This window comes from Acuticoccus sediminis (assembly GCF_003258595.1).
Taxonomy (GTDB): domain Bacteria; phylum Pseudomonadota; class Alphaproteobacteria; order Rhizobiales; family Amorphaceae; genus Acuticoccus; species Acuticoccus sediminis.
Genome location: NZ_QHHQ01000004.1, coordinates 473,249 through 498,456, shown reverse-complemented (window position 1 = coordinate 498,456; position 25,208 = coordinate 473,249). Strand labels below are relative to the sequence as shown.

The following is a 25,208-nucleotide window of genomic DNA, read 5'->3' as shown; positions in this document are numbered from 1 at the left end:
GAACCAGGACGGCTCGACCGCGCCGATCGCATTAGTTCGGACTATATCGGGCGCGCGGGCGGGGCGACGAACCGATGTCGAGGACCCTGCGTGGTCTCCTAAGTGGCTGAAATTTGTGGTTGCCGTCGACGCCGGCGGCGGGCCGGGTGGGTTGACCCGTCGCCGGGCGACGCTGTCGGTGGAAAACCTCGCGAAGGGAGCGTCTGGCATTCCGGCGGGGCTTCGACCCGGACCCGTGGTGTTCCGGGAATCATCTCCGTTGCCACAATCCGGTCTGCCGAGCGCCCGGAACGCAGACGCGACGGGCCGTGATCTCCCCAGATCATGCGGGCCGACGAATTGGCCGTGGCGAGTGCTCCGGGCAGGCACACGGGCGACCCGCAGGGACCGTCAGGGGCGGAGGCTCTCGAGGTGGGCGATCGCGTGGGCGGCGAGCGCCAGCAGGGCGTCCTCGCCCGCGCCGTCCCGGGCCTGGACGGACATCCCCTGGATCATCGCGCCGACGAAGCGGGCGAGGGGGGCCGGGTCGACGTCGGCCCGGAGCTGCCCCTCCTCGAGACCGCGTTCGATCCGGGTCCTGATGGCGTCGAGGGTCATGCCGCGCAGGTCGCTGACGTGGTGTGCGACGCTCGCGTTCTCGACGGCGCAGGTGAGCACGGCGGTAGACACCATGCAGCCGCGGGGGCGGCCCGGCCGCGCGAACTCGGCCGCGCTGTCGCGAAGGACGCGCGACAGCGCGGCCACGGCGTCGGGCTCCTCGTCCAGCGCGCAGCCGGCGGCGGCGCCGATGTTGGCCTGATACCAGCCAAGCGCCTCGCGATAGAGGTCGGCCTTGGAGAAGAAGGCCGCGTAGAGGCTCTGCGGCGTGATGCCCATCGCCGTCGTGAGGTCGGCGATCGACGCCCCTTCGTAGCCGAGCGCCCAGAACGTCTCCGCCGCCTTCGCCAGCGCCTCGTCGCGGTCGAACGCCCGGGGGCGACCGCGAGGGCGCGCGGCGGGCTTCTCATTTTTCACAACGGTCACTCTGGAAATGTCCCGCGATACGGATTATTCAGGAACGGTCATTGTGATTATATAGGGTCATCGCACATGGGTCTCCCCGAATTCGCCGAGGCGTCCGGCCGCATCGACGCCGTGATCGCGAGGGCGCTGGACGAGAAGCGGATCGTCGGCGCGGTGGTGCTCGTGGCCCGGAACGGCGAGCTCATCGCCCGGACCGCCGCTGGCCATCTGGACCGCGAGGCCGGGACGGCGATGCGCGAGGATGCGATCTTCCGCCTCGCCTCGATCACCAAGCCCTACGTGACGGCCGCCGCTATGCGGCTCGTGGAGGAGGGGCGGCTCGACCTCCATTCCCCGGTGACGCGCTGGTTTCCCGCCTTCCGTCCCGCGGCGCCGGACGGGGCACGCCCGGAGATCACGGTCCATCAGCTGATGACCCACACCTCCGGCCTTGGTTACGGCTTCCTTGAGGCGGCGGACGGGCCCTATCACCGGCTGAACGTGTCGGACGGGCTCGATCAGCCGGGGCTCTCTCTCGCCGAAAATCTCGACCGGCTCGCGGCGGCGCCGCTCGCCTTCGCGCCCGGGACGGGCTGGCTGTACTCCCTCGGGATCGACGTTCTCGGCGGCATCCTGGAAAAGGTGGAGGGGCGTGGCCTCGCCGACATCGTGCGCGACCGCGTCACCGGGCCGCTCGGGATGGACGACACCGGCTTCGCGGTGCGCGATCCGGCCCGCCTCGCCATGCCCTATGCCGACGGGAAACCGGAGCCGGTCCCGCTGACGGACGGCATGTCCGTTCCGGTCTACGACGCCGCCGCGACGTTCGCTCCGTCGCGCATCCTCGACCCGGGTTCCTACCCCTCGGGCGGGGCCGGAATGGCGGGGACGGCGGGCGACGTCCTGCGCTTCCTCGAGGTGATCCGCACCGGCGGCGCACCGATCCTGAAGCCGGACACCGTCGCGACGATGGCGCTCGACCACGTCGGCGCCGGGGCCGAGACGCAGGGACCGGGCTGGGGGTTCGGCTACGGCTGGGCCGTACTGGCGGACCCGGCGCCGGCCGGGACGCCGCAGGCCGCCGGAACGCTCCAGTGGGGCGGGGCGTACGGGCACAAATGGTTCGTCGATCCGGCCAACGGCCTCTCGGTCGTCACCCTGACCAACACGACGTTCGAGGGAATGGCCGGCGCGTTCCCGCTCGAGATCCGCAACGCCGTATACGGCTGAGGCGCGCCGCCTCCCGGAGAGGCGACGGTCGCGCGGGGCGCGGCCGGGCCAGCCGGAACGTCACACCGGGATCGGGCGCCGACCCGTCGCGCCAGGGCGATCCGCGGCGGCGCGGGCGTCACGGCAAGGGGAAGGGCCCTGCCGTGACGGGTGGGTCCTACTGCGCGGAGGGATAGGCCGGGGCGTCGGCGACGATGCGCTCGATGTCGGCCTCCAGCATCAGTCCGCCGGCGGCGAGGTCCTCGGCCGCGCGCTGGACCGCCGCCTGGTATCCCTCGGGGCCGTTGTAGCGGTCCTTCAGGGCCTTGCGCCCATCAGCCGACGCATCGCCCGCCGCGAAGGGCACGAGACTCCCGGTGGTGCTGCACAGCTCGCCCGCGGCGAAGCCCTCGGCGCGCAGGTTCCAGCCGAGGTAGCTGCCGAGCGGTGCGGCGACGTAGGGCTCGCGGATGCCGCCCATGGCAATGCCGTCCGCGTCCGTCTTCGGGACGAGCACGGTGTAGGCGTCACCTTCCTTCGGCGGCACGCTGGCATGGTCGCGCACGTTGAGGCCGTTGACGGGCGGGGAGAGCGTCAGCCCCTCGAGATCGGGCAGCGTCAGCGTCGCCGGCTCGACGAGGACGTCGTCTCCGGCGAGGCCCGGGTAGACGCTGGCGGGCGGCGCGGTGCCGTCGGCGACCCAGTCCATCATCGCGGTCGTCAGGGCGCGCATCGTCGGGGCGCTGCTCAGCGGATTGGTCGGGAACACGCAGGACGCCGTCTCCTTCGAGCTCGCGCCCCAGGCGTTGAAGTGCGGCGCGCCGGCGAGGAAGTAGAGCCGCACGTTGTCCGGCATCTCGAGCGCCGTTCCGTCCGGCGCGGTCGAGACCAGCGAGGCGCGGGCCTGCCAGAACTCGGTCGACGTGTCGCTGTGCATCAGGAGGGGGCAGGTGCCGGTCTCGTCGCAGGCGGCGAGGATGCTGCCGCTCTCTCCGCTCACCGGATCCGTCATGTCGACATAGGTGAAGGGGAACTGGTCGCCCGGGAAGTCGTGGTCCTCGTGCTGGCGGGAGTAGCGGCCGGCCTGCGCGAAGCGGCCGTTGGTGAACGTCTTGCGCGAGCCGGCGATGTGGGCCATCGCGCCGTCGAACACCTTGGCGCCGCTCTCGTCCGCGTTGAAGCCGTTGTAGATGAGGTCGCGCATGAAGCGGCCGGACTGCGAGATGCCCATGCCGACGGTGTGCTCGATGCCCTCCAGCGGGCTCGTCGTGTCGTGTCCTTCGTTGCCGCGCAGGAAGGAGATGACGTCGCTGGTCGCCACGAAGCCGAGGCCCGACGGCATCGCGCCCTTGGCCTCGTAGACGACCTCGTAGATGGCGCCTCCGTCGGCGTCCTTCGGTCGCGTCACCTCGACGGTCGCCGGATCGACGAAGCGGGCGGACAGGCCCTCCGGCGTCTCGCGCGCGTCGCCGGTACGGGCGCGCATCGTGATCGTCACGTCCTCGTCCACGCTGACGGGCGGGTACGTGACCTTCGCGGTGGAGACCTCGTCGGCGTTGTCGAACACCATCTCCTCGCGGGTGAGGCCCGTCACGCCCTCCAGTTCCGGCAGGTGCACCTTGAGGAGGTTGTCCCCGAGGTCACTCTGCCAGCCGCTCCAGACCAGCGTATGGCCCTGGTTCATGAGGAACCCGTCGCCCGGGTCGTCGACCGAGAAGCTGGAGCTGCCGCCCGAGAGGTTGAGGAGAAGGAACGACAGGTTCCGCCCGCGGTTGGGGACCTCGTAGAACAGCGTGCCGGAGGCGGTGCCGGTCGGGCGCAGGATCACCACGTCGGTCGAGAACTCGACCTCGCCGTCGGCGTTGACCGGCGCTTCGGCGAGCCCGTCGATCCCGGCGAGCCGGTCGGACTTCGGATCCACCGCGAAGGTGGCCGTGGCGTCGATGCGCTCGTAGGCGCCGGCGTCGCCGAAGGTCTTGCCGTCGTAAAGGGGGGTCGTCGAGTTGACGTCGAAGCGGACGACGCGGGCGCTGGCGGCCTGTGGGAGCGCCGCCGACGCGAGCGCCACCGCCGCGGCGGCCATCAGCGGCCGCTTTGCGATCTTCACCATCGTTTCCTCCATGATCGGCCGCCGGTCGCCCACCCGGGCGCCGCCGTGCCATTTGTTATGATGATTGTGCGCTTCGGACCGCGGCAACTTCAAGGCCGGCGTCACCGGACGTTGCGACCGGCCGCGGCGGAACGCCGGCGATGGAGCCGTCGGCGCGCGGCGCCGGGCGCGGTGTCCGGTCCATGGCGTTCGGGGGTTGACGCCCGACGGATGCCGGGGCGCCCGAGGCGGGGGCGCCTGTCCCGCGGCCAGGGCATATCAGGCAACGAATTCGCGAGCGCACTTGACGCCGCAGTTCCCCCTCGCTAGATCGTGCGGACCGACGCCGGATCTGCGCCGCTCCCAGCGGCTGTGCAGGTCATGGCCCCAAGACCCGAGGTCTCCTGCGGGTTTCTTTGGGGGATAGTTTAACGGTAGAACAGCGGACTCTGACTCCGTTAGTCGTGGTTCGAATCCACGTCCCCCAGCCACTCCGATCTCCTGAAATGCACACACCTCACCTCGTGAGGGCGTGACCGACATGCCTCGAAGGGCGCTTCGCGTGTCTGTGACCGCGCCAGTGGTCGCCGCTGAACCGCCAGTGGGACAAGCTGCCGGAAGCATCGGCCTGCCGGACTCGCGGCGCCGACGCCCGGGCAGATGCCGCCAGCATTGCGCGTTGGTTCCCGAGCACCTCGTAGATCGGTGAACCGCCGGGGTGGACCGGAGGCTTGGGAGCCCGTGACGGCCGCGTTGCGGGTGGGCAGCCCCGGGACAGCGACGGCGGGGCACAATGGGGTCCGGAGCCTCAACCCGAGTTCACCGATGATCCATCGCCTTTCGATCCGCGCCCGCATGCTGGTCATGGCGGCCTGCGCGGTCGTCGCCCTCGGCGCATTCTGCGTCATCCAGGTCGTCCAGGCCAATTCCGTCGCCGGTGTCACCGTCACCGGCCGCGAACTCCAGCGGGACATCGACACCGTCGCCGACATGCAGCTCGCCAACACGGAGCTCATTCTCGCGGCGATGGACTCCATCATCGACAAGGACGAGGGCGCCATCCAGCCGGCCCGCCGGGAGGTGATCGCCGGTGCGATCGCGACCGTCCGGTCCGGCGCGCCCGCGCTCGCGCGGGTCGCGGCCCTCGGCGGCGACCCGCGCCTCGCGAACGGCTTCCTCGACGATTTCAACGCCGTCGCCCGGGCGATCCAGCACGACCTCGCGGAGGCGATCGCCACCCGCGCGGGGCCGGAGGCGTTCGCCGCCCTCGACGACGTGATCGATTCCAGCGGCGAGCGCGTCGCCGAGACGCTCGGCGCGGTGCGGGACATCGGCAATCAGGCGCTTTCCGGCGTCCTTGCGGAGATGGAGGAGACGACGGCCGCGTCGGTCACCACGGTGCTCGTCACGTTCGCGATCTCCGTCGCGATCCTGCTGCCGCTGCTCTACGCCATCACCCGGAGCATCGTGGCGGCGATGCTGAACATGACCGGCGCCATGGAGAGCCTCGCCGGGGGAGACCTCTCGATCTCCGTTCCCTTCATGGAGCGGGGCGACGCGATCGGCCGCATGGCCCACGCGCTGGAGGTGTTCCGCCGGAACGGGATCGAGGCGGACAGGCTGCGCCGGGAGAACGACGGTCTCGCCGCGCGCGCCGAGGAGGAGAAGCGCCGGGGCCTCGCCCTCGTCGCCGGCCGCTTCCGGGAGGATATCGGCGATGTGGTGCGCACCGTGATCTCCGCGAGCGCGGACCTCGAGGCGACCGCGAAGGATCTCGTCGCGATCGCCGAGCGCACCCGGGGACGCACCGGCACGTTCGCGTCCACCGCGGAGCAGTCGGCCTCCAACGTCGAGACCGTGGCGGCGGCGACGGAGGAGCTTTCCAGCAGCGCCGAGGAGATCGGCTCGCAGGTGGCAAGCTCCACCGGGATGGCCCGATCGGCGGTGGAGGAGGTGGGCCGGGCGAACAGCCAGGTTCAGGGGCTCGCCGAGGCCGCCCGGCAGATCGGCAGCGTGGTCGACATGATCCGCAACATCGCCGAGCAGACCAATCTCCTCGCCCTCAACGCTACCATCGAGGCCGCGCGGGCGGGCGATGCCGGCAAGGGATTCGCGGTGGTCGCGCACGAGGTGAAGTCGCTGGCGACGCAGACCTCCAGCGCCACCGGCGAGATCAGCGAGCAGATCCAGCGGGTCCAGTCCGAGACGGGCGACGCGGTGAGCGCCATCGAGGTGATCCGCGGCACCATCGCGCGGATCGACGAGACGGCGACGTCCATTGCCGCTGCGGTGCGTCAGCAGTCGGCGGCGACGATGGAGATCTCGCGCAACATCCAGGAAGCGGAGCACGGCTCGCGGGCGATGACGCGGGAGATCTCCGGCGTCAGCACCGACGCGGAGGAGACCGAGCGGGCGGCCCAGCGGCTCCTGGTGTCGGTGCAGAGCCTCTCGGCCCAGGCGGGCACGATGCGCCATCGTATCGACGGCTTCCTCGACGAGGTGTGCGCCGCATAGCCGGGACCGCACCGAGGCGGGGCGGGGGCGTCAGTGCCGCGACCCGAGTCTCGTCATCGATCGGAGATCGGGTCGGGCAGGCAGGCCTCACACACCGTGCGAGGCCCGCGTGGCGGCCTTACGCCGGCACGTAGGGGGGATTGGCGAGGCTCAGCTTTTCCAGCCGCTCGTCCAGCATCTTGCGCAGCGCCGCCGCGGCCCGGTCGAAGGCTGCCGGGTCGGACCAGGTGGAGCGGGGGTTCATGTAGCCCTCCGCCTCTGCCGGCACGCCCGACGGCACCGCCATGCCCCAGACGGGGTCGACGCCGACCTTCCGGGTGTCCAGCCTGCCGGCCAGCGCCGCATTGAGGAGCGCGCGGGTGACGGCGATCGGCATGCGCTTTCCGTCCGCCGTGCCACCGCCGGTCCAGCCCGTGTTGAGAAGCCAGACCTGCGCCCCGCTGCTCGCGATCCGCTTCTCGAACAGTTCGGCGTAGACCTCCGGCCGGCGGGTGAGGAAGGGAGCGCCGAAGCAGGTGGAGAAGGTGGGCTCGGGCTCGGTCACGCCGCGCTCGGTGCCGGCCACCTTGGAGGTGAAGCCGAGGAGGAAGAGGGCGCGCGCCTGCTCCGGCGTCAGGAGGCCGATGGGCGGCGTCACGCCGTAGGCGTCGCAGGTGAGCAGGAAGACGTGGCGCGGCGTTCCGCCCCGCGATTCCGGGGACACGTTGTTGAGGATGTCCAGCGGGTAGGCGGCGCGCGTGTTCTCGGTCAGCGAGCCGTCGGCGAGGTCGAGCGTGCGTGCGACCGGATCGTAGCCGACGTTCTCGAGGACCGTGCCGGCGTGGTGGGTGGCGTGCCAGATCTCCGGCTCGGCCTTCTGCGAGAGGTTGATCGTCTTCGCGTAGCAGCCGCCCTCGAAGTTGAAGACGCCCTGATCGGACCAGCCGTGCTCGTCGTCGCCGATCAGGATGCGCTCGGGATCGGAGGACAGCGTCGTCTTGCCCGTCCCGGACAGGCCGAAGAAGATCGCGGCGTCGGACGGGTCGCCGTGCGCGTGGTTCGCGGAGCAGTGCATCGGCATGACGCCGCGCTCCGGGTAGATGTGGTTGAGGATCGTGAAGACGGATTTCTTGTTCTCGCCCGCGTACTGCGTGCCGCCGATCAGGATCAGCTTCTGCGAGAAGTCGATGGCGACGACCGTGTCGGTGCGGCAGCCGTGGCGCTCGGGGTCGGCGCGGAAGCCGGGCGCGTTGACGATGGTGTATTCCGGAACGTAGGTCGCGAGCGTGGCGGGGTCCGGGCGCCGCAGGAGGTGGCGCAGGAACAGCGCATGCCACGTGTACTCGGCGATGAGCCTGACGTTGACCGAATAGGCGGGGTCGGCGCCGCCGACGAGGTCCTGGACCTCGACATGCTTATCGGCAAGATAGGAAAAAATATCGTCCTTGAGCCGATTGAAGGCGGCGGGGGACATTTCCCGGTTGCCGTCCCACCAGATGTCGGCCTCGCTGCCGGGCTCGCGGACGATGTGCTTGTCTTTCGGCGAGCGTCCGGTAAATTTCCCCGTGCGGACGATCAAGGCGCCGTCGCGGCTGAGAACGCCTTCATTACGACGAATCGAATCTTCGAGAAGCACAGGTTCGCTTGCATTATAGCGTGCTGATGCGCAGTGGAACCCAAGATTTGTTAATCCGCAGCTTGGATTCCGTACACCATCTTCGCGCATCGCTCTGGTCCTCCCAACCAATTGATTTTATAATTACGTAGGCGGCTTGGGAATTTATTGCAAGTAAGTTTAATGCCCGGTCGGTCTATTATGCCGGGCAGCGATCGGCGGGGGCCGAAGGGGCTCCCTTGAAGGCCGAGCGCCCGGAATGGCAACGCATGCAAGCCGCCTCCTCATAGGGGTCCCACCCGGCGCCAAAACGGCGGCGGACGGGGTGACGTCAATAAGTCGCGGGACGGCTCGGCGCAGGTGGTCCGCCGTCGTCACCGCAGAGCCGCTCTTCCAAGTGCCCCGGGCCCGCACCTGGTGCCGGCCCGGCTACTCCTGCGTCAAGCCGCACGACCGGCGGATCGGGTCGAATGGCGCCCCCTCCAGCAACCAGGCGAGGCCGATTCGAGCGCCGAGCGCGATCGACAGCATGACGACCGGCGCCGAGATCGCCATCACGGAGAAGGCGCTTATGCCCTGGCCGATCGTGCACCCGAGCGCCAGCACGCCGCCAATGCCCATCAGCGCGCCGCCCGCGAGGTGACGGCCGAGCTCGCGCGCGTCGTCGCAGGCTTCCCACCGCACGTCGTGCCGCTGAACGGCCGCCAGGGTGGCGCCGATCAGCGTGCCGACGACGAGGCCGATCCCGTAGTCCGGCCATGTGCCGGTCTGGGCGACGAACTGCAGGATCGTCTCGCCGACGGGCATCACGAAGGAGCCGGCCTCGATCTGGACCGGGTCGAAGGAGCGGGCGGCGAGGAAGGTCGTGGCGACCCAGCCAAACGTGATGACGAGGCCGATCGCCGTGCCGGTGAGGATGTCCCCACGGCGCACGCGGTAGCTGCGGTCGGCGAATATCCAGGCGAAGAAGGCGAGCGCGACGACCACCGCGACGACGGCCTCGACACGCGCCCCGACGATCGCCGAGGCGAGGGCGCCCAGCGACTGGTCGCCGGCGAAGGAGAGGTCGAGCGCGGTGCGTTCCGCGAGCTGCACTCGCGCGATCGCGACGAGGCCGCGCTGGGTGGCGAGCGCCGTGATCCCGATGACGACTAGGACGACGAGCGAGCGCAGGCTGCCACCGCCCAGCCGGAGCACCGCACCAAAGCCGCACGTCCCGACCAGCGCCATGCCGAGCCCGAACATCAGTCCGCCGAGCGCCGCCGTCGGCAGGCTGAAGCTGGGCTCCAAATACATCGACTTGCTGACGTCGATGAGTCCGGTGTGAACGAGGGTCTGCGTCGCGGCGAGGGCGACGGTCGCGGCGAGCACCCAGGTGCGCAGCGGATGAGAGTCGCGCGCGTACCAGTAACGTTCCAGCGCCGAAAGGGTGCAGAAGCGCTGCCGCCGGGCGACGTAGCCGAGCGCGATACCGGCCAAGACGCCGACGGCGGGCAGCAGCCACGAGGCTTCGAGCCCGGCCATGGTATTCCTCCGCCCGCGAGTTGCTCCAGCTGTGATATGCGTGAAGCGTAACTCTGCTAAGCGTTCAGCGCAATGCTGATGGAATGCCGTCTAATCGCCGTCGTCCGCCGAGCCCTCGACCACGTCGCGGCAAAAGAGGTCGTAGAGGGCGCCGACGATGCGGCTGACTTCCTCGCCCGCGATCGAGTAGTAGATGACGCGCCCTTCGCGCCGGGTCGTGACGAGGCGGTCGAACCGTAGGCGGGCCAGCTGCTGGGAGACCGCGGCCTGCGGCATGCTGAGCGTCTGCTCGAGCTCGGTAACGGATTTCTCCCCGTCCGCCAGCAGGCACAGGATAAGCAGGCGAGTCTCGTGCGATAGCGCCTTCATGAACTCGCTCGCACGGCGGGCGTGCTCGATCAGATCCTCGAAGTTCTCGGGATCTTTCGGCGGCTTCAGCTGCGCCAGCTTCACAGCCATAGGCCGCTCGCCTGCCATGTCGCTCACCCCTCCAACCTACTCTGCCGTCACGGGAAGTTTGTCCAACATCTTGCCCAGAAGCTGCCAGAAGAAATTGTCCCCCGGGTAGCCCCTAAGCCGTGCAACCTCGCGTCCACCCTCGACGAGCACGAAGGTTGGTGTCATCGCGTCCCGCGCAATGCCGCCGAGGTCCTCGGGCCAGCCCTCGCTGAGGTCGACCCGTCGCAGCGGCGCACGCAGACCCTCATCCGTCTTAGCGTAGACCGGTGCGATTTCGAGGTCCCAACGCGCACAGTACATGCAGCCCGGGCGCTCCAGCATGAGAAGAGTGGCGGCGTCGGCGGTCGGGGCGAGAGTGCCGAGGCCGGCGGCCGCGAGAGCGATTATGATGCGCATGGCACTTGATCTATAAACATTGCAATGCATGAATGTAAGTGGAGAAGGCCCGGTGGCGAACACTGGGGCGCGTCACAACGCGGCGGGCACGGCCGGTCATGTTCGATGTTTCCATCAGCGCGGCGCTTCTGGCGGGGATGTTGTCCTTCGTCTCGCCGTGCGTCCTGCCGATCGTGCCACCGTACCTTTGCTTCCTCGCCGGCGTCAGCGCGGACGAACTGAAGGGAAACGCGGTCGCGCCGGGCGTCTCGCGCCGTGTCGTCCTGTCGGCGGTGGCATTCGTGCTGGGATTTGCAACCGTATTCGTCGCGCTCGGCGCCACGGCGAGCGTCGTCGGCCAGACGGTCGCGCGCCACTTCGATACGCTTGCCATCATCGCCGGCGTCCTCATCGCCATCATGGGGTTGCACTTTCTCGGAGTATTCCGGATCGGCTTCTTGTACCGCGAGGCGCGCATGCACGTCGACCGGAAGACTGCTGGGCTCATCGGTGCCTACCTCATGGGGCTCGCTTTCGCCTTTGGCTGGACCCCGTGCGTCGGCCCGATCCTGACGGCGATCCTCTTCGTCGCCGGTTCGTCTGAGACCGCCGGGAAGGGCGCCCTCCTGCTCGCGGTCTACGCGCTGGGAATCGGCGTGCCGTTCATCCTCGCGGCCGCATTCGTGGCTCCGTTCCTGCGCTTCGCCAATCGGTTCCGCCGGCACCTCGGGGCGATCGAGCGGGTGATGGGCGGCGCGCTCGTTTTCACCGGAGTCCTCTTCATGACGGGGCAGATGTCGCACATCGCGAACTGGCTCCTCGAAACCTTTCCGGTGTTCACCCGTATCGGGTGACGCCTCAAGACGGGAGACGGACCGATGCTTCGACCGATCCTGGCCATCGCCCTCGCGTTCGCCCTCGGCGGCGCGGCACGGGCCGACACGCTGCCGGTCGCCCCGCTGGGCGACGACGGGCTTCACAAGGAGGAGTGGTTCGCGCTGACCTTCAAGGACCTCGCCGAGGACATCGAGACCGCCAGGGACAGCGGCAAGCGCCTCGTTCTCGTGTTCGAGCAGCGCGGCTGCATCTACTGCAAGAAGGTTCATGAGGACCTGCTGACCGACGCGGAGATCCGCTCGTTCATCGAGGAGAACTTCATGGTCGTTCAGTACAACATGTTCGGAGCCGAGGAGGTGACGGACCTCGATGGGGAGACGCTGACCGAGAAGTCCGCGGCACGAAAATGGGGTCTCGTCTTTACACCGACGTTCCTGTTCATGCCGGAAGAGGTGCCGGAAGGGGAGGTAAGTGCCCGCGACGCCGCCGTGGCGACCATGCCGGGAGCGTTCGGCAAGCACACTTTCCTCAACATGTTCCGCTGGGTTCACGACAAGGGCTACGAGGGGGACGAGCTGTTCCAGACCTATCACGCCCGAAAACTCGCGGAAGAGGGCAGTGTTTCCAACGAGTAACGCAAAAAACATGCAAAAATCGCAATATGAAGATTGATGCATGGATAGGGTGCGGGTATCATCAATGAATAGAGGCCACGCAGAGGGCCAGCCAACGGGAGGTGCGCACCATGCGCAAAGGGACGTCCGCGGCGGCAATGCTTCTGTTCGCCGTCGCCACGGCGGCAGGCGCTGAAACCGTGAAGCCGGACGACGTGTCGTTCGTGGATATGACGGTCGCCTCGCTCACGGACGCGCCGGGCGACGCGGCGAGCGGCAAGCTGGTGATGGTCGATCGCAAGCTCGGCAACTGCCTGGCCTGTCACCAGGTCTCGGACGCGTCGGACCACCTGTTCCAGGGCGACGTCGGACCAGCTCTCGACGGTGTCGCGACGCGCTACGAAGCGCCGATGCTGCGGGCTATCGTCGTCAACGCCAAGCATGTCTTCGGCGACCAGACGATCATGCCGGGCTTCTACACTCTCGACGTCGGTATCGACGTCGCTGAAGAGTTTCGAGGACAGACGATCCTGACCGCGCAAGAGGTCGAAGACGTCGTCGCCTATCTCCAGACGCTGACACAGGAGTAGTCATGCAGGTTTCGCGGCGAAATTTACTCTCGCTGTCTGCCGGCGCTGCGGTTTTGTCCCTGGTGGGCGGGCGACTCGCCCCCGCTGGCGCGACACCCGCGGCGGCCGGGGAGGCCGTCATGGCCTTCACCGGCGGAACCGAGCCGCAGACCGGCCGCATCACGCTGACCGCGCCGGAGATCGCCGAAAACGGCAATACCGTGCCGATTAGCGTCAACGTCGACAGCCCGATGACGGACGCGGACTACGTCCAGTCGGTCACGATCCTCGCGGAGGGCAACCCCAACCCCGAGGTGGCGACGCTGCACTTCACGCCGATGTCCGGCGTGGCGGTGGCGACGACCCGCATCCGCCTTGCCGAGACGCAGAACGTAATCGCGGTCGCCCGGATGAGCGACGGTTCCGTCTACATGGACAAGAAAGAAGTGAAGGTCACCATCGGCGGCTGCGGCGGCTGATCGAGAGATTGAGAGGCTCACATGGCGACCCCAAAGCCCCGCGTCAAAGTACCAAAGAAAGCTTCGGCCGGCGACATCATCGAGATCAAGACGCTGATCAGCCACGAGATGGAGTCCGGCCAGCGAAAGGATAAAGAGGGCAAAGCGATCCCTCGCAAGATCATCAACAAGTTCACCTGCACCTTCAACGGAGCGGAGGTGTTCTCCTGCGACATCGAGCCCGCGATCGCCGCGAACCCGTACTTCGAGTTCAACGCCAAGGTGACCGAGAACGGCACCTTCCGTTTCGAATGGATCGATGACGACGGCAGTGTCTACGACACCGAAGAGACGATCACGGTGAGCTGACGGCACCAGAGGGCGACAGAACCCGTGGGCCAACCGGAGGAACGACCTTGAAAGGCATCAGCATCGCACTCCTCTCGGCCTCCGCGCTGACGGTCGCCCTGGCGGTCAGCGTGGCGCAGTCGGAACCGGTCGACGACGCGCTCGTCATCGACGGCGAGATCGAGATCACGACCCGCGCGAAGGCGCCGGAGGGCCATCCCTTCGAAGAGGTTCTGTCTGGCTGGCTCTACCGGACCGACGAGACGCGGGCTCTGGAAGCCGACACGTTCGACAATCCGGGCATGCTCTACGTTGAGGCCGGCGAGGACGTCTGGAATCGGGTGGAGGGGACGGCCGGAAAGTCCTGCGCCGCCTGTCACGGCGACGCGAGCGAGTCGATGAAAGACGTCGGCGCGCACTATCCGAAGTGGAACGAGGCGGCCGGCAAGCCCTTCAACATCGAGCTGCAGATCAACGCCTGCCGCGAGAACAACATGGGCGCCGAACCGTACAAGTTTGACGCGCCCGACCAGAAGGCGCTGACGACGTTCATCAAGCACCAGTCACTCGGAACCCCGATCGAGATCGACCTCGGGGCGGGGGACATGCAGGCTTGGTGGGAGCGCGGCAAGGAGCGGTATTACACGCGCACCGGCCAGCTCAATCTCGCCTGTGCGACCTGCCACGAGGACCACAACGGCCAGTATATCCGCGCCGACCACCTTAGCCAGGGCAACGTCAACGGCTTTCCGACCTACCGCCTGAAGCAGGCCGACATGGTCTCCCTGCACAACCGCTTCCGCGGCTGCATCCGCGATACGCGGGCCGAATTCCCCGCGGCGTTCTCCGACGACCTGATGGCGCTCGAGGTCTACACGACATGGCGCGGCGAGGGACTGTCGGTCGAGACGCCTGCGGTCCGCCAGTAACGCGACGAGGCGGACGGCGCATCGCCGCCCGCTGTCCCCGACGCCGAGGGTGCCGGCCATGACGGCGCCGAAATCTCAACCGGAGCGCGCCCGGCGGCGCGTGCCCACGGGAGCGGTGTGCCCGGCTCCCGAGCGAGGACGACGATGATAACACGGCGCGACTTCCTGTCCGCTGCGACCGCGACCAGCGCCATCCTGGGCCTCGGCATGGCGGGTCGCTGGACGCCGGCGTTCGCCCAGCAGCAGCTCACCGAGGACCATCTCCTCGATATGGCGTCGACCGGGAACGTCACACTCGTCCATGTCACCGACATTCACGCCCAGTTGAAGCCGATCTATTTCCGCGAGCCGTCCGTCAACATCGGCGTTGGTGCAGCCGCCGGTCAGCCACCACACGTCACCGGCGCCGATTTCCTCGAGCTTTACGGTATCGCTCCCGGTAGCCCGGACGCCTATGCGCTGACCTCGGAGGACTTCGCGGCCCTCGCCAGGACCTATGGAAGCATGGGTGGCATGGACCGAGTGGCGACCGTTGTGAAGCGCATTCGCGCCGAGCGCGGCGACAACATGCTCCTGCTCGACGGTGGCGACACCTGGCAGGGCTCCTATACGGCCAACCAGACGCTCGGCCAGGACATGGTCGACGTCATGAACGCGCTCCAACCGGATGCGATGACCGGCCACTGGGAGTTCACCTACGGGATGGACCGCGTGCAGGAGGTGATCGACGGGCTACCGTTCCCCTTCCTCGGCGCCAACATCTTCGACGCGGAGTGGGACGAGCCGGCCTTCGAGGCGGTCCGCACCTTCGAGAAGGGCGGCGTGAAGGTCGCCGTCATCGGTCAGGCCTTCCCCTACACACCGATCGCCAACCCCCGATGGATGATCCCGAACTGGTCCTTCGGGATCCGCGAGGAGGAGATCGCGAGGCACGTTGAGGAGGCGAGGGCGGACGGGGCCGAACTCGTCGTCCTCCTCTCGCACAACGGCTTCGACGTCGACCGCAAGCTCGCCTCCCGGGTCGAGGGGATCGACGTCATCCTCACCGGTCACACGCACGATGCGCTGCCGGAACCCGTCAAGGTCGGTCGCACGCTTCTCGTCGCGTCCGGATCGAACGGCAAGTTCGTCTCCCGCCTCGATCTCGACGTGTCCGGTGGCGAGGTGAAGAACTACGCCTACCGTCTCATTCCGGTCTTCGCCGACGTCATCACCCCGGATGCCGACATGGCCGCGCTCATCGACGAGCTGCGCGCTCCCTACAGGGACGAGCTCGCTCGCGAGCTCGCGACGGCGGATGATCTCCTCTACCGCCGCGGTAATTTCAACGGCACGCTCGACGACGTGATCTGCCGTGCCCTGCTTGAGCAGCGCGACGCGGAAATCTCGCTGTCCCCAGGCTTCCGCTGGGGCACGACGCTCCTGCCGGGTCAGACGATCACCGTCGAGGACCTGCACAACGGCGTCGCGATGACCTATCCGGCCGCCTACCGCGTTCCGATGACCGGGGCGCAGTTGAAGGCGATCATGGAAGATGTCGCCGACAACATCCTGAACCCGGACCCGTACTACCAGCAGGGTGGCGACATGGTGCGCGTCGGCGGGATGTCCTACGCGGTCGACCCGAACGCCGGGATGGGCGCGCGCATCGGTGCCATGACCATGGTCTCAGGCGAGCCGGTGGACCCGGAACGCGAGTACATCGTCGCCGGATGGGCCTCGGTGAACGAGGGCACCGAAGGGCCGCCGATCTGGGACGTCATGGAAGCGTACTTCGCCGACCACCCCGTCGTGACCGCAGCGGCGGAGACCGTCGCGGTGAAGATGTGAATGGCCAGGGAGTGTTGAGATGAGTGAGAACGGCATCGATCGCCGCAAGCTCCTGACCGCCGGCGTGGCTCTCGGCGGTGCGGCGCTGGCCGGGCGGGCTTCCGCTGCGGAGGGCGATCCGGCGATCCTCGAGGTCAAGCCCTGGAACCAGTATCTCGGCCCCGGCGTCGAGGCGGCGCCCTACGGAGTGCCCTCACCATACGAGAGCCACGTCGTCCGCCGCGACGTCGCGTGGCTCACCGCATCGACCGAAAGCTCGGTCAACTTCACCCCGATCCACGAGCTGGACGGCATCATCACGCCGAACGGTCTGTGCTTTGAACGCCATCACGCGGGCGTTGCCGAGATCGACCCGGCCGAGCACCGGCTGATGATCAACGGCCTCGTCGAGACGCCGCTCGTCTTCACGATGGCCGACCTGATGCGCTTCCCGCGCGAGAACCGGATCTACTTTCTGGAATGCGCGGCGAACTCCGGCATGGAGTGGCGCGGTGCCCAGCTCAACGGCTGCCAGTATACGCACGGTATGCTCCACTGCGTGATGTACACTGGCGTAAAGCTCTCGACGCTGCTGGAGGAGGCGGGCCTCAGGTCGTCCGCTGCCTGGGTGCTGCCCGAAGGCGCCGACGCCTCCCTCATGACCCGCTCCGTCCCGCTCGAGAAGGCGATGGACGACTGTCTCGTCGCCTTCAGAATGAATGGCGAGGCGCTCCGTCCGGAACAGGGCTACCCGCTCCGCCTCGTAGTCCCGGGCTGGGAAGGCAACATGTGGGTCAAGTGGTTGCGCCGGCTGGAGGTCGGGGACAAACCCTGGCAGCAACGCGAGGAGACGAGCAAGTACACCGACCTTCTCACCAACGGCAAAGCGCGCCGGTTTACCTGGGTGATGGACGTCAAGTCCGTCATTACCAGCCCGTCGCCGCAAAAGCCCGTCGGACACGGTCCGGGCCCGATGGTGATCTCCGGCATTGCATGGTCCGGCAACGGCCGTGTGACGCGCGTCGACGTCTCCATCGACGGCGGCCGCAATTGGCGTTCGGCGCGGATCGACGGGCCGAGCCTGTCCAAGGCGCTCCACCGATTCTACCTCGACATCGACTGGGATGGCTCGGAGCTCTTCCTCCAATCGCGGGCGATGGACGAGGCGGGCGTGGTGCAGCCGACCAAGGACGTGCTGCGCGCCGCACGGGGCGACAACTCGATCTACCACAACAACGGCATCCAGACCTGGCACATCAAGTCCGACGGAAGCGCAGAAAATGTCGAAATTTCCTAGCGTTCTCTCCGCCGCTCTGGTCCTTGCGGTGACGCCGTCGCTGGCGCAGGACATGCCGCGCGCCTTCCGGATGTGCACCGCCTGCCACGCGGTCGGGGACGGAGCGGCGAATAAGATCGGCCCGCACCTCAACGGCGTGGTTGGACGCCCGGCCGGCGGGGTCGAGGGCTTCAAGTACTCCCCGGCAATGGCGGAGAAGGGCGGGGAAGGAGTCGTCTGGACCCCAGAAGCGCTCGAAACCTTCTTGCGCAACCCGCGCCAGATCGTCCCCGGCACGAAGATGGCCTTCGCCGGCCTGAAGCAGGACGCGGACGTTAGCGCTGTGATCGGCTACCTCGCGTCGTACTCGGAGACGGGCGGCAACGGGGCGGGCGACCAGGACGCGAGTGCAACGTCCGACGGTGCCACCCCCGCGGTGACCCCGGCCGCGGCGCCTCGGTCCGGGGTAGTCACACAAACTCGCGTGGGCGGCGTCTATAGGCTCGGCCGCGCGGCAACCGCCAACGAGATCGCTGCCTGGGACGTCGACGTCCGTCCCGACGGGGCGGGACTTCCGGAGGGGTCCGGTAGCGTCAGCGACGGCGATGCGCTGTTTCAGGAGCAGTGCGCCGTCTGCCACGGCGTCTTCGCCGAGGGCGTCGATCGCTGGCCGGTCCTCGCCGGCGGACAGGACACGCTGACCGACGACCGCCCGGAAAAGACCATCGGCTCCTACTGGCCGTACCTGTCGACGGTTTACGATTACATCCGCAGGGCGATGCCGTACGGCAATGCCCATTCTCTATCCGACGATGACGTCTATGCGCTCACAGCGTATCTTCTTTATATGAATGATGTCGTCACCGAAGAAGACTTCGTCCTCTCGAAAGAAAACTTTACCGAAATCCGGCTTCCGAACGAGGACAACTTCATCGACGACACGCGGCCGGAGGAGCCGCAGTATCACTCCACCGGCGAGCCGTGCATGCAGGACTGCATCCCCGGCACGGCCCGGGTCGTAATGCGCGCTCGCATCCTCGACGTGACGCCCGGCAGCGTCGAGGATGACGGCCTCGGCGCGGGCGCAGTCGAGTAGGCCGGCAGTGGAAAATTGGAGGGCAACGGGATGAAACGGTGGCTTGCGTCGATGTTCATCGCCGCCATACCGGCTGTGGCGTCGGCCGAGGGCGTCAAGATGTACACCTTCGACGGCTCGTTCGAGGATGCGACCTTTGCAATCGAGAACGAGATCATCGGGCACGGCCTCGTGGTCGACTACGTCAGCCACGTCGGCGCGATGCTAAGTCGGACGAAGGACGATGTCGGCGGCGCAAAGGATCTCTTCGACAACGCTGACGTCTTCCTGTTCTGCTCGGCCGTTCTGTCGCGCAAGATGATGGAGGTCGATCCCGCCAACATCGCCTTCTGCCCCTACGGTGTCTTCGTGACCGACACCGATTCCACCGTTGCCATCGGCTACAGGCTGATGCCCGACGGTCCGATGAAGGAGGTTGAAGCCCTCCTCGACGAGATCGCCCGGGCCGCCGCCGGGCTGTAGCCGGTCCAGGTCAGCTCGCCCGGTTCGACCGGGCGATGGATGTGGCGCGAGGAACGCTCCGAGGATCTTGGAGCGGATTTGAATTTCGCCGGACGACATAAAGAAGGCGGGTCGATCACGGCAGCTGAGTGCCGGATCGCCCCGCCAAAAACCTGTTCAATCGTCAGTCGTCAAACACAGCTTTGTTTGTATCGTTCGGCGGTCAGGCCTGAGCACGTCTCCCGCTCCAACGGAGGGGGAAGCGCCTCAGCCGGTGCGGTTAATGCCGCCCCGGAGGGGTGCCGCCGTGGCCGGGCGGAGTACCGCCATGGCCAGGAGGGGTGCCACCATGGCCGGGAGGAGTCCCGTGACCCGGACGGGGACCGCCCGAGTGGCCGTAGTGGCCGGCGAGAGCCTTGGGAACCGTCGTCGCCGAAAACAATAAAACTGTTGCTGCGCCTGCGCCGACATGCGAGGCGTCGCGGAAAAATTTACGCCTTGAAAGATCACAGCTGTCATTTGACATTAAGGTGCCACCCTGCTTGCAAGGCTCAAATGCGCTTGCTACTGGTTAGTTATTAATAAGAGCGCTTTGTGTCAAGCAATGTATCAGGGAATGCCATACTTTAGGGAAGTAAACCAGAAGCGATGCTTGACGCTCCACCCAATCGGAGGTTCGGCTCTTCTGCTCGACCCGGCCCGGGAAGCCGTCTTCGCCCTCGACGCCCAGTCGGCATTCTTGTGGTGCTGTCTCGACGATGGGCTGGGTGAGGACGATATCGTCCGCGTGTTCGCCGACGATTTCGGTGTCTCGCGCGACGAGGCCCGGCAGACGGTCGACGGCATCCTCGCCTCGCTCGACCGTCTCGTCGAGGCCGGCGCGCCCGAACCTGCGGCCCATTCCCCGCGCCCGGATCCCGCGCGGGCCGTCGCCGCGCCGGACCGGGAGCCGTCGCCGGTCGCGCCCGTTCGCGTCGGCCTGCTGGGCACCGTCTTCGACGTTACATTTCCGTCATCAAAACTTCGTGAGAGCTTCCTCTCCGCCATGGGCCACCTGGAATGCCAGGCCGACGGCGCCGGCGTCGAGGCGCGGGTCGTCGAGGACGCGGACGGCTACCGTGTCCTCGTCGACGGCGAGGTCGCCGAGCAATGCGGGGAGATCGCGGAAGTCGCGTCGCAGGTGAAGGCCGCGCTCACCCACGCGGCCATCAACCGGACCGATTTCGACGCCTGCGTGCACGCCGCCGTGGTCAGCGTCGGCGGCAGGGGGGTGCTGCTCCCGGCCGGCAGCGGCAGCGGCAAGTCGTGCCTCGCCCTGACGCTCGCCGGCGCAGGCTGGGACTGCCTGTCCGACGATCTCGCGCTCTTCCGCCTCGACGGGCCCACGGTGCAGGGGGTGCCGGCGGCGACTTGCGTGAAGGCGGCGGCATGGGAGGCGATGACGGCCATCCACCCGGCGCTGGAGACCCTGCCGGTCCACCGGCGGATCGACGGCAAGGTCATCAAGTACCTGTCCGTCGCCCGCGTGGACTCGGCGCCCGAGCCGGTGCGCGCCATCATCTTCCCGACGTTCGAGGCGGGGGCGGGAGCGGAGCTCACCCGTCTCCTGCCGGAGGAGGCACTCGGCGAGTTCCTCGCCAGCATCCTCGCCTGGCGGGCCCGGCTCACCGCGAGCGTGGTCGACGGGTTGATCGGCTTCATCGAGGCGACGCCCTGCTACCGCCTGCGCTACGGCGCGAGCGAGGACGCCGTCGCCGTCTTCCGGGGCCTGTTTCCCACGGCGACGGACGAGGCCGGCCGATGAGCAGCGTCCTGACCGTCCCCATCGACCGGGACGCTCGTCACCGGGACTCCGTCACGGCGAGCGGCCTGATGCAGTTCGAGCCGGCGGAGCGCTTCGTCCTCCATTGCCTCGCGGGCGACGCGGGAGCGGCCGGCAGCGTCCTCGCGGGCGGCGTCGACCTCGAGGCGATGGCCCGCTTTGCCCTCCACCACGAGGTGGTCGGCGAGGTCGCCGCGCGCTGCCTTCGCGACGGGCTGGACCTGCCCGAGGATCTCGCCGCCGCGATGCAGCACTTCGTCGGCCGGATCGTCGAGCAACGCGACAGGGTGAGGCGCGAGACCGTCCGCCTCGCGGCCGCCTTCGCCGCCGCCGGGATCGACGCGGCCTTCGCGAAGGGCGCCGTCTCGGACGCGCTCTACCGCAGCCCCGGGGCGCCGCGCACCGTGAAGGACCTCGACGTCTACATCCGCGCCGCGGACTTCTCCGCCGCCATCGCCGCGCTGCCTGCGGACTACGAGGTCCCCGAGAGCGCCACCCGCGAACCGTGGCAAACGCTGGCGCGGCTCCACCACTTCACCGTCTGGGCCGGCGGGGAGGGGCTCGCGGTCGAGATCCACTGGGACATCGCCGCGCCGTGGCACGGGATCACCTTCGACCTCGAGGCCGCGCGCGAGCACGCCGTCCCGGTCGCCCTCGACGGCGGAACCGTGCGCGTCTTCAGCCCGCCGCATGCGATCGTGTTCTGGGCGGCGGAGCTATCCAAGGACTCCTGGGTGTCGCTGAAGAAGATCCTCGACTTCAGCGTCGCCGTCCGCACCGCCGGCGATGAGGCACTGCGCGAGGCGTTCGTGCTGTCCCGGGCGCGGGGGACGGAGCGCACGCTGCGCATCGGCCTCCTCGTCGCCGAGGAGCTTTCCCTGCTCCCCCGATGCGCCGCGGCCACCGTGCTGGCGGAGGGCGACGCGACGGCGACCAGGATTGCCCGCGTCGCCGTCGGGCGACTGGCGCGGCAGGGCAGGCGTCTGCGTTTCCCGGCGCGGGCGGCCGAGGGGCTCCTGCTGGCGCGCAAGCACGACAGCCTGTCCGCCCAGCTCCGCCACGTCTGGAACATCATTGTTCTCTACCGCCTGCGTGGCTGGTTCGGGTGGCGGCCGGGACGGGCGCGGTCCGCCCCCGACCGGTAGGCCCCCCGGAGGGGACCGGCGGACGTCACGCGTCCCGGCCGGTGGCTACCAGCCGATGGCGTCCGGGAGCCACAGCGCCGTCGCGGGGAACAGGTAGACCAGCGTCAGACCCGCGAGCTGCAGCAGGATGAACGGGATGACGCCGCGGTAGATGTCACCCGTCTTAACCTCCGGCGGCGCGACGCCCTTCAGGAAGAAGAGCGCCCAGCCGAACGGCGGGGTGAGGAACGAGGTCTGCAGGTTCACCGCGATCAGGATCGCCACCCACGCGAGGTCCACGCCCGACTGGTTGAGGACCGGCAGGAACAGCGGCAGCGCGATGTAGGAGATCTCGATCCACTCGAGGAAGAAGCCGAGCACGAAGAGGAGCGCCATCAGGAAGATGAGCTGCCCGTCGAGCCCGCCCGGTACGAACGCGAATGCGTCCTGCACCAGCCGCTCCCCGCCGAGCCCGCGGAAGGCCAGCGAGAACACCTGCGCGAAGATCAGGATGAAGAACACCATCGCGCTGGTGACGAGTGCGCCGCGGACCACCTCGGTCATCAGCTTCAGGGTCAGCCGGCCCGACAGGAGCGCCAGCACCACGCTGCCGAACGCGCCCATCGCCGCCGCTTCCGTGGGCGCGGCCACGCCGCCGATGATCGATCCCAGCACCACGAGGATCAGCGCCAGCGGCGGGATCACGACCGTCACGATCTTGCGCGCGAGCTCGGGGCCGGACGTCTGCCGCCGTTCCTCCAGCGGGATCGCCGGCACCTTCTCGGGCGCCAGCACGCCGAGCACGAGCACATAGACGATGAAGAGCCCCGCCAGCATCAGCCCGGGGATCAGGGCGGCCGCGAAGAGCGTCCCGACGGACTCGCCCATGATGTCCGCCAGGAGGATCAGCACGAGGCTCGGCGGGATGATCTGCCCCAGCGTCCCCGAGGCGCAGATGACGCCGGACGCGAGCCCCCGGTCGTAGCCGCGCCGCAGCAGCGGGGAGAGGGCGATCAGCCCCATCGTGACCACCGTGGCGCCGACGACGCCGGAGGCCGCCCCCATCAGCACGCCGACGATGATGATCGCGAGCGCCATCCCGCCCTTCAGCCCGCCCATCGCGAGGCCGATGACGTCGAGCAGGTCCTCCGCCATCTTCGAGCGCTCGAGCATGATGCCCATGAAGATGAAGAGCGGCAGCGCGAGCAGCGTGTAGTTCGTGACGACGCCGAAGACGCGCGCCGGCAGCAGGCCGAACAGCATCCCCCCGAAGCCGAGATAACCGAACACGAACCCCGTGACGGCGAGGCAGACCGGGACCGTGAAGCCGATCAGCAGCATCACGAAGAAGGCGCCGATCATGCCGAGCGCCAGCATCTCATTGACAGGCATGGGTCAGTGTCCGGTCGGGTCGGTGCGGCGGGCGGCGAGGGTCGCGGTGTCGTGCACTACGCGGGCGAAGGCCTGGACGGCGAGGAGCACGAAGGCGGCCGGGATCGCGGCCTTCAGCACATAGCGGGCGGGGAGGCCGCCCGGGTCGGCCGACCCCTCGCCGAGCGCGTAGCTCCGCGTCACGAAGCCGATCGACAGCCACGCGATCTTGAGCGCGATGAGGCCGAGGAGGAGGCTGCCGAGGATGTCGATCGCACGCTGCACGCGCGGCGGAAAGCGCGCGTAGAGGACGTCGACCCGCACCTCCTCCCGCCGGTTGAGCGCGTAGCAGATGCCGAACAGCGCCCCCACCGCCATCAGGTGCCATTCGAGCTCCTGCAGCGCCACCAGCCCGTAGGAGAAGAAGTAGCGGGCGATCACGTTGAAGGCGATGAGCAGGACCATGACGAGGCCGCTCCACGCCACGATCTCGCCGACGATGCGGACGAGGCGATCGGCCCCGTCCGCGATTTTGATGAGAGCACTCAAGAGAGGCGGGCGCTCAGGAGTTGTAGAGGAGCGGCAGGAGCGGCTCCAGCGACTGCTTCGCCCACGCGCCGTACTGCTCCTTGAAGGCGAAGTAGTTGTCGTGGACCTTGCGCGTCTGCGGATCGGCGGCGGCGCCTTCCTCCAGCGTCTGCTCGGTGATCGTCTTCAGCTCGGCGACGACCTCGGCCGGCAACGGCTGCGCGATGGTGCCGAAGTTGGTGACGAGGTCGACCATCGCCTCGGCATTGGTGGCGTCGCACCAGGCGTTGCTGATGAGGTTGCAATCGGCGGCGACGCTGGTGACGATGTTCTGCAGGTCCTCCGGCAGCGAGTCCCAGGCCGCCTTGTTGATGAGCAGCTCGGTGACGTTGTTCGGCTCGTGCCAGCCGGTGGTGTAGTAGTACTTCGCCGCCTTCTGCAGGCCGAGACGGCGGTCCTGGTAGGGGCCGACGAACTCCGCCGCGTCGATCACGCCGCGCTCGAGCGCGGGGAAGATCTCGCCGCCCGGCAGCAGCTGCACGTTGACGCCGAGCTTGGCGTAGACCTTACCGGCGAGGCCGGGGATGCGCATCTTCAGGCCGTCGAAGTCGGCGACCGAGTTGATCTCCTTGCGGAACCAGCCCGTCATCTGCACGCCGGTGTTGCCCATCGGGAAGGCGATGAGGCCGAGCGGCTCGTACATCTCGTGCCACAGCTTGATGCCGTCGCCGTTGTACATCCACGCGTTGGTGCCCTTCACGTCCATCCCGAACGGCACGGTGGTGAAATATTGGGCCGCGGGGATCTTGCCGGCCCAGAAGTAGGCATTCGCCGCGTTCATCTCGACGACGCCGTTCTGCACCGCGTCGAAGCCTTCCAGCGCCGGGATCAGTTCCCCGGCGGCGAAGTGCTGAATCTGCAGGCGCCCCTCGGAGAGGGCGGCGACCTTCTTGCAGAAGTCCGTCGGGCTGCCGGGACCTTCCACATAATACGGCGAGCCCGGCCCGTAGGCGTTGGTCATCTTCCAGGAGAAGCTCGACTGTGCCTTCGCGATGTGCGGCGCGGCGAGGGTTCCGGCGGCGGCGGTGATGCCGGCGGCGCCGGCCAAGAATTCCCGTCTCTTCATGACTGCTCCTCATGTGGGGGACGTGGGTCGCTAGGGATGCGCCTCATCGAAGAGCAGATTGCATGCCATGTGAGACTTTGGTCGTAGGCGAAGC

General features: G+C 68.0%; 23 protein-coding genes and 1 tRNA gene. 15 read left to right on the top strand and 9 right to left on the bottom strand.

The window, feature by feature from the left end:
* Window positions 1-390 precede the first annotated feature (390 nt).
* Window positions 391-1,023, bottom strand: a complete 633-nt coding sequence (locus tag DLJ53_RS20440) for a TetR/AcrR family transcriptional regulator (RefSeq protein ID WP_111348652.1) — start codon at window positions 1,021-1,023, stop codon at window positions 391-393.
* Window positions 1,024-1,089: 66 nt separating this feature from the next.
* On the opposite strand from DLJ53_RS20440, the gene DLJ53_RS20435 reads away from it, so the two are divergent.
* Window positions 1,090-2,232 (top strand): serine hydrolase domain-containing protein, encoded by a 1,143-nt coding sequence (locus tag DLJ53_RS20435; RefSeq protein WP_111348650.1) that lies wholly within the window; start codon window positions 1,090-1,092, stop codon window positions 2,230-2,232.
* Window positions 2,233-2,389: 157 nt separating this feature from the next.
* Here the strand turns inward: DLJ53_RS20435 and DLJ53_RS20430 are convergent, their stop codons facing one another.
* Complete coding sequence (locus DLJ53_RS20430) at window positions 2,390-4,321, bottom strand: alpha/beta hydrolase domain-containing protein (RefSeq protein WP_202913258.1); 1,932 nt, start codon at window positions 4,319-4,321, stop codon at window positions 2,390-2,392.
* Window positions 4,322-4,717: 396 nt separating this feature from the next.
* Between DLJ53_RS20430 and DLJ53_RS20425 the strand changes: the two genes are divergently transcribed.
* A tRNA-Gln gene (locus tag DLJ53_RS20425) sits at window positions 4,718-4,791 on the top strand.
* A 334-nt stretch (window positions 4,792-5,125) separates the two neighbouring features.
* Window positions 5,126-6,814 carry a methyl-accepting chemotaxis protein gene (locus DLJ53_RS35290; RefSeq protein WP_162409421.1) on the top strand — a complete coding sequence of 563 codons (1,689 nt, stop codon included), beginning with the start codon at window positions 5,126-5,128 and terminating at the stop codon, window positions 6,812-6,814.
* Window positions 6,815-6,932: 118 nt separating this feature from the next.
* Here DLJ53_RS35290 and pckA read toward each other — a convergent pair whose 3' ends face one another.
* From pckA to DLJ53_RS20400, 4 genes are all read right to left on the bottom strand, one after another.
* Entirely contained in the window at window positions 6,933-8,519 is a 1,587-nt protein-coding gene (pckA, locus tag DLJ53_RS20415) for a phosphoenolpyruvate carboxykinase (ATP) (protein WP_111348646.1), read from the bottom strand.
* A gap of 318 nt (window positions 8,520-8,837) precedes the next feature.
* Entirely contained in the window at window positions 8,838-9,932 is a 1,095-nt protein-coding gene (locus tag DLJ53_RS20410; protein ID WP_111348644.1) for a YeeE/YedE family protein, read from the bottom strand.
* Window positions 9,933-10,022: 90 nt separating this feature from the next.
* Entirely contained in the window at window positions 10,023-10,391 is a 369-nt protein-coding gene (locus DLJ53_RS20405) for an ArsR/SmtB family transcription factor (protein ID WP_111348642.1), read from the bottom strand.
* A gap of 36 nt (window positions 10,392-10,427) precedes the next feature.
* Window positions 10,428-10,787 (bottom strand): thioredoxin domain-containing protein, encoded by a 360-nt coding sequence (locus DLJ53_RS20400; protein WP_111348640.1) that lies wholly within the window; start codon window positions 10,785-10,787, stop codon window positions 10,428-10,430.
* Window positions 10,788-10,885: 98 nt separating this feature from the next.
* Here DLJ53_RS20400 and DLJ53_RS20395 point away from each other — a divergent pair, with 98 nt between their 5' ends.
* The 12 genes from DLJ53_RS20395 to DLJ53_RS20340 all read left to right on the top strand — a co-directional run bounded on the left by DLJ53_RS20395 (window position 10,886) and on the right by DLJ53_RS20340 (window position 22,110).
* On the top strand, window positions 10,886-11,620 hold the full coding sequence (locus tag DLJ53_RS20395) for a cytochrome c biogenesis CcdA family protein (protein ID WP_111348638.1): 735 nt from the start codon (window positions 10,886-10,888) through the stop codon (window positions 11,618-11,620).
* 24 nt (window positions 11,621-11,644) lie between these two features.
* Entirely contained in the window at window positions 11,645-12,238 is a 594-nt protein-coding gene (locus DLJ53_RS20390) for a SoxW family protein (protein WP_111348636.1), read from the top strand.
* A gap of 110 nt (window positions 12,239-12,348) precedes the next feature.
* Window positions 12,349-12,807 (top strand): sulfur oxidation c-type cytochrome SoxX, encoded by a 459-nt coding sequence (gene soxX / locus DLJ53_RS20385; RefSeq protein ID WP_111348635.1) that lies wholly within the window; start codon window positions 12,349-12,351, stop codon window positions 12,805-12,807.
* 2 nt (window positions 12,808-12,809) lie between these two features.
* Window positions 12,810-13,265: a thiosulfate oxidation carrier protein SoxY gene (gene soxY / locus DLJ53_RS20380; protein ID WP_111348633.1), complete on the top strand. Its 456-nt coding sequence runs from the start codon at window positions 12,810-12,812 to the stop codon at window positions 13,263-13,265.
* A 21-nt stretch (window positions 13,266-13,286) separates the two neighbouring features.
* Entirely contained in the window at window positions 13,287-13,613 is a 327-nt protein-coding gene (gene soxZ, locus DLJ53_RS20375; protein WP_111348631.1) for a thiosulfate oxidation carrier complex protein SoxZ, read from the top strand.
* Between the two features lie 56 nt (window positions 13,614-13,669).
* Window positions 13,670-14,521, top strand: coding sequence for a sulfur oxidation c-type cytochrome SoxA (gene soxA / locus DLJ53_RS20370; protein ID WP_425320969.1), 852 nt, complete (start codon window positions 13,670-13,672; stop codon window positions 14,519-14,521).
* Between the two features lie 144 nt (window positions 14,522-14,665).
* Window positions 14,666-16,351 carry a thiosulfohydrolase SoxB gene (soxB, locus tag DLJ53_RS20365; protein WP_111348630.1) on the top strand — a complete coding sequence of 562 codons (1,686 nt, stop codon included), beginning with the start codon at window positions 14,666-14,668 and terminating at the stop codon, window positions 16,349-16,351.
* A 19-nt stretch (window positions 16,352-16,370) separates the two neighbouring features.
* Window positions 16,371-17,627, top strand: a complete 1,257-nt coding sequence (soxC, locus tag DLJ53_RS20360) for a sulfite dehydrogenase (protein WP_111348628.1) — start codon at window positions 16,371-16,373, stop codon at window positions 17,625-17,627.
* Between the two features lie 28 nt (window positions 17,628-17,655).
* The gene (locus DLJ53_RS20355) at window positions 17,656-18,702 is read left to right on the top strand and encodes a c-type cytochrome (RefSeq protein WP_244935113.1); all 1,047 of its coding nucleotides are present in this window, start codon (window positions 17,656-17,658) and stop codon (window positions 18,700-18,702) included.
* 30 nt (window positions 18,703-18,732) lie between these two features.
* Window positions 18,733-19,164: a DUF302 domain-containing protein gene (locus tag DLJ53_RS20350; RefSeq protein WP_111349116.1), complete on the top strand. Its 432-nt coding sequence runs from the start codon at window positions 18,733-18,735 to the stop codon at window positions 19,162-19,164.
* A 631-nt stretch (window positions 19,165-19,795) separates the two neighbouring features.
* Window positions 19,796-20,947 carry a PqqD family peptide modification chaperone gene (locus DLJ53_RS20345; RefSeq protein ID WP_162409419.1) on the top strand — a complete coding sequence of 384 codons (1,152 nt, stop codon included), beginning with the start codon at window positions 19,796-19,798 and terminating at the stop codon, window positions 20,945-20,947.
* Window positions 20,944-22,110: a nucleotidyltransferase family protein gene (locus tag DLJ53_RS20340; RefSeq protein ID WP_162409417.1), complete on the top strand. Its 1,167-nt coding sequence runs from the start codon at window positions 20,944-20,946 to the stop codon at window positions 22,108-22,110. The genes DLJ53_RS20345 and DLJ53_RS20340 overlap by 4 nt, the downstream gene beginning before the upstream one ends.
* Before the next feature lie 45 nt (window positions 22,111-22,155).
* On the opposite strand, the gene DLJ53_RS20335 is transcribed toward DLJ53_RS20340, so the two are convergent.
* Genes DLJ53_RS20335 through DLJ53_RS20325 form a run of 3 tightly spaced genes read right to left on the bottom strand, consistent with a single transcriptional unit; the run spans window position 22,156 to window position 25,114 of the window.
* Window positions 22,156-23,481 carry a TRAP transporter large permease gene (locus DLJ53_RS20335; protein ID WP_111348622.1) on the bottom strand — a complete coding sequence of 442 codons (1,326 nt, stop codon included), beginning with the start codon at window positions 23,479-23,481 and terminating at the stop codon, window positions 22,156-22,158.
* Window positions 23,482-23,484: 3 nt separating this feature from the next.
* The gene (locus tag DLJ53_RS20330) at window positions 23,485-24,009 is read right to left on the bottom strand and encodes a TRAP transporter small permease subunit (RefSeq protein WP_211100629.1); all 525 of its coding nucleotides are present in this window, start codon (window positions 24,007-24,009) and stop codon (window positions 23,485-23,487) included.
* A 13-nt stretch (window positions 24,010-24,022) separates the two neighbouring features.
* On the bottom strand, window positions 24,023-25,114 hold the full coding sequence (locus DLJ53_RS20325) for a TRAP transporter substrate-binding protein (RefSeq protein ID WP_111348620.1): 1,092 nt from the start codon (window positions 25,112-25,114) through the stop codon (window positions 24,023-24,025).
* Between the last annotated feature and the right edge of the window lie 94 nt (window positions 25,115-25,208).

What these genes read in the sequence shown, in the direction of transcription:
- DLJ53_RS20435 (WP_111348650.1), top strand. Translation starts at nt 1,090, where the DNA reads ATGGGTCTCCCCGAATTCGCCGAGGCGTCCGGCCGCATCGACGCCGTG.
- DLJ53_RS20430 (WP_202913258.1), bottom strand. Translation starts at nt 4,321, where the DNA reads ATGGTGAAGATCGCAAAGCGGCCGCTGATGGCCGCCGCGGCGGTGGCG.
- DLJ53_RS35290 (WP_162409421.1), top strand. Translation starts at nt 5,126, where the DNA reads ATGATCCATCGCCTTTCGATCCGCGCCCGCATGCTGGTCATGGCGGCC.
- pckA (WP_111348646.1), bottom strand. Translation starts at nt 8,519, where the DNA reads ATGCGCGAAGATGGTGTACGGAATCCAAGCTGCGGATTAACAAATCTT.
- DLJ53_RS20410 (WP_111348644.1), bottom strand. Translation starts at nt 9,932, where the DNA reads ATGGCCGGGCTCGAAGCCTCGTGGCTGCTGCCCGCCGTCGGCGTCTTG.
- DLJ53_RS20405 (WP_111348642.1), bottom strand. Translation starts at nt 10,391, where the DNA reads ATGGCTGTGAAGCTGGCGCAGCTGAAGCCGCCGAAAGATCCCGAGAAC.
- DLJ53_RS20400 (WP_111348640.1), bottom strand. Translation starts at nt 10,787, where the DNA reads ATGCGCATCATAATCGCTCTCGCGGCCGCCGGCCTCGGCACTCTCGCC.
- DLJ53_RS20395 (WP_111348638.1), top strand. Translation starts at nt 10,886, where the DNA reads ATGTTCGATGTTTCCATCAGCGCGGCGCTTCTGGCGGGGATGTTGTCC.
- DLJ53_RS20390 (WP_111348636.1), top strand. Translation starts at nt 11,645, where the DNA reads ATGCTTCGACCGATCCTGGCCATCGCCCTCGCGTTCGCCCTCGGCGGC.
- soxX (WP_111348635.1), top strand. Translation starts at nt 12,349, where the DNA reads ATGCGCAAAGGGACGTCCGCGGCGGCAATGCTTCTGTTCGCCGTCGCC.
- soxY (WP_111348633.1), top strand. Translation starts at nt 12,810, where the DNA reads ATGCAGGTTTCGCGGCGAAATTTACTCTCGCTGTCTGCCGGCGCTGCG.
- soxZ (WP_111348631.1), top strand. Translation starts at nt 13,287, where the DNA reads ATGGCGACCCCAAAGCCCCGCGTCAAAGTACCAAAGAAAGCTTCGGCC.
- soxB (WP_111348630.1), top strand. Translation starts at nt 14,666, where the DNA reads ATGATAACACGGCGCGACTTCCTGTCCGCTGCGACCGCGACCAGCGCC.
- soxC (WP_111348628.1), top strand. Translation starts at nt 16,371, where the DNA reads ATGAGTGAGAACGGCATCGATCGCCGCAAGCTCCTGACCGCCGGCGTG.
- DLJ53_RS20350 (WP_111349116.1), top strand. Translation starts at nt 18,733, where the DNA reads ATGAAACGGTGGCTTGCGTCGATGTTCATCGCCGCCATACCGGCTGTG.
- DLJ53_RS20340 (WP_162409417.1), top strand. Translation starts at nt 20,944, where the DNA reads ATGAGCAGCGTCCTGACCGTCCCCATCGACCGGGACGCTCGTCACCGG.
- DLJ53_RS20335 (WP_111348622.1), bottom strand. Translation starts at nt 23,481, where the DNA reads ATGCCTGTCAATGAGATGCTGGCGCTCGGCATGATCGGCGCCTTCTTC.
- DLJ53_RS20325 (WP_111348620.1), bottom strand. Translation starts at nt 25,114, where the DNA reads ATGAAGAGACGGGAATTCTTGGCCGGCGCCGCCGGCATCACCGCCGCC.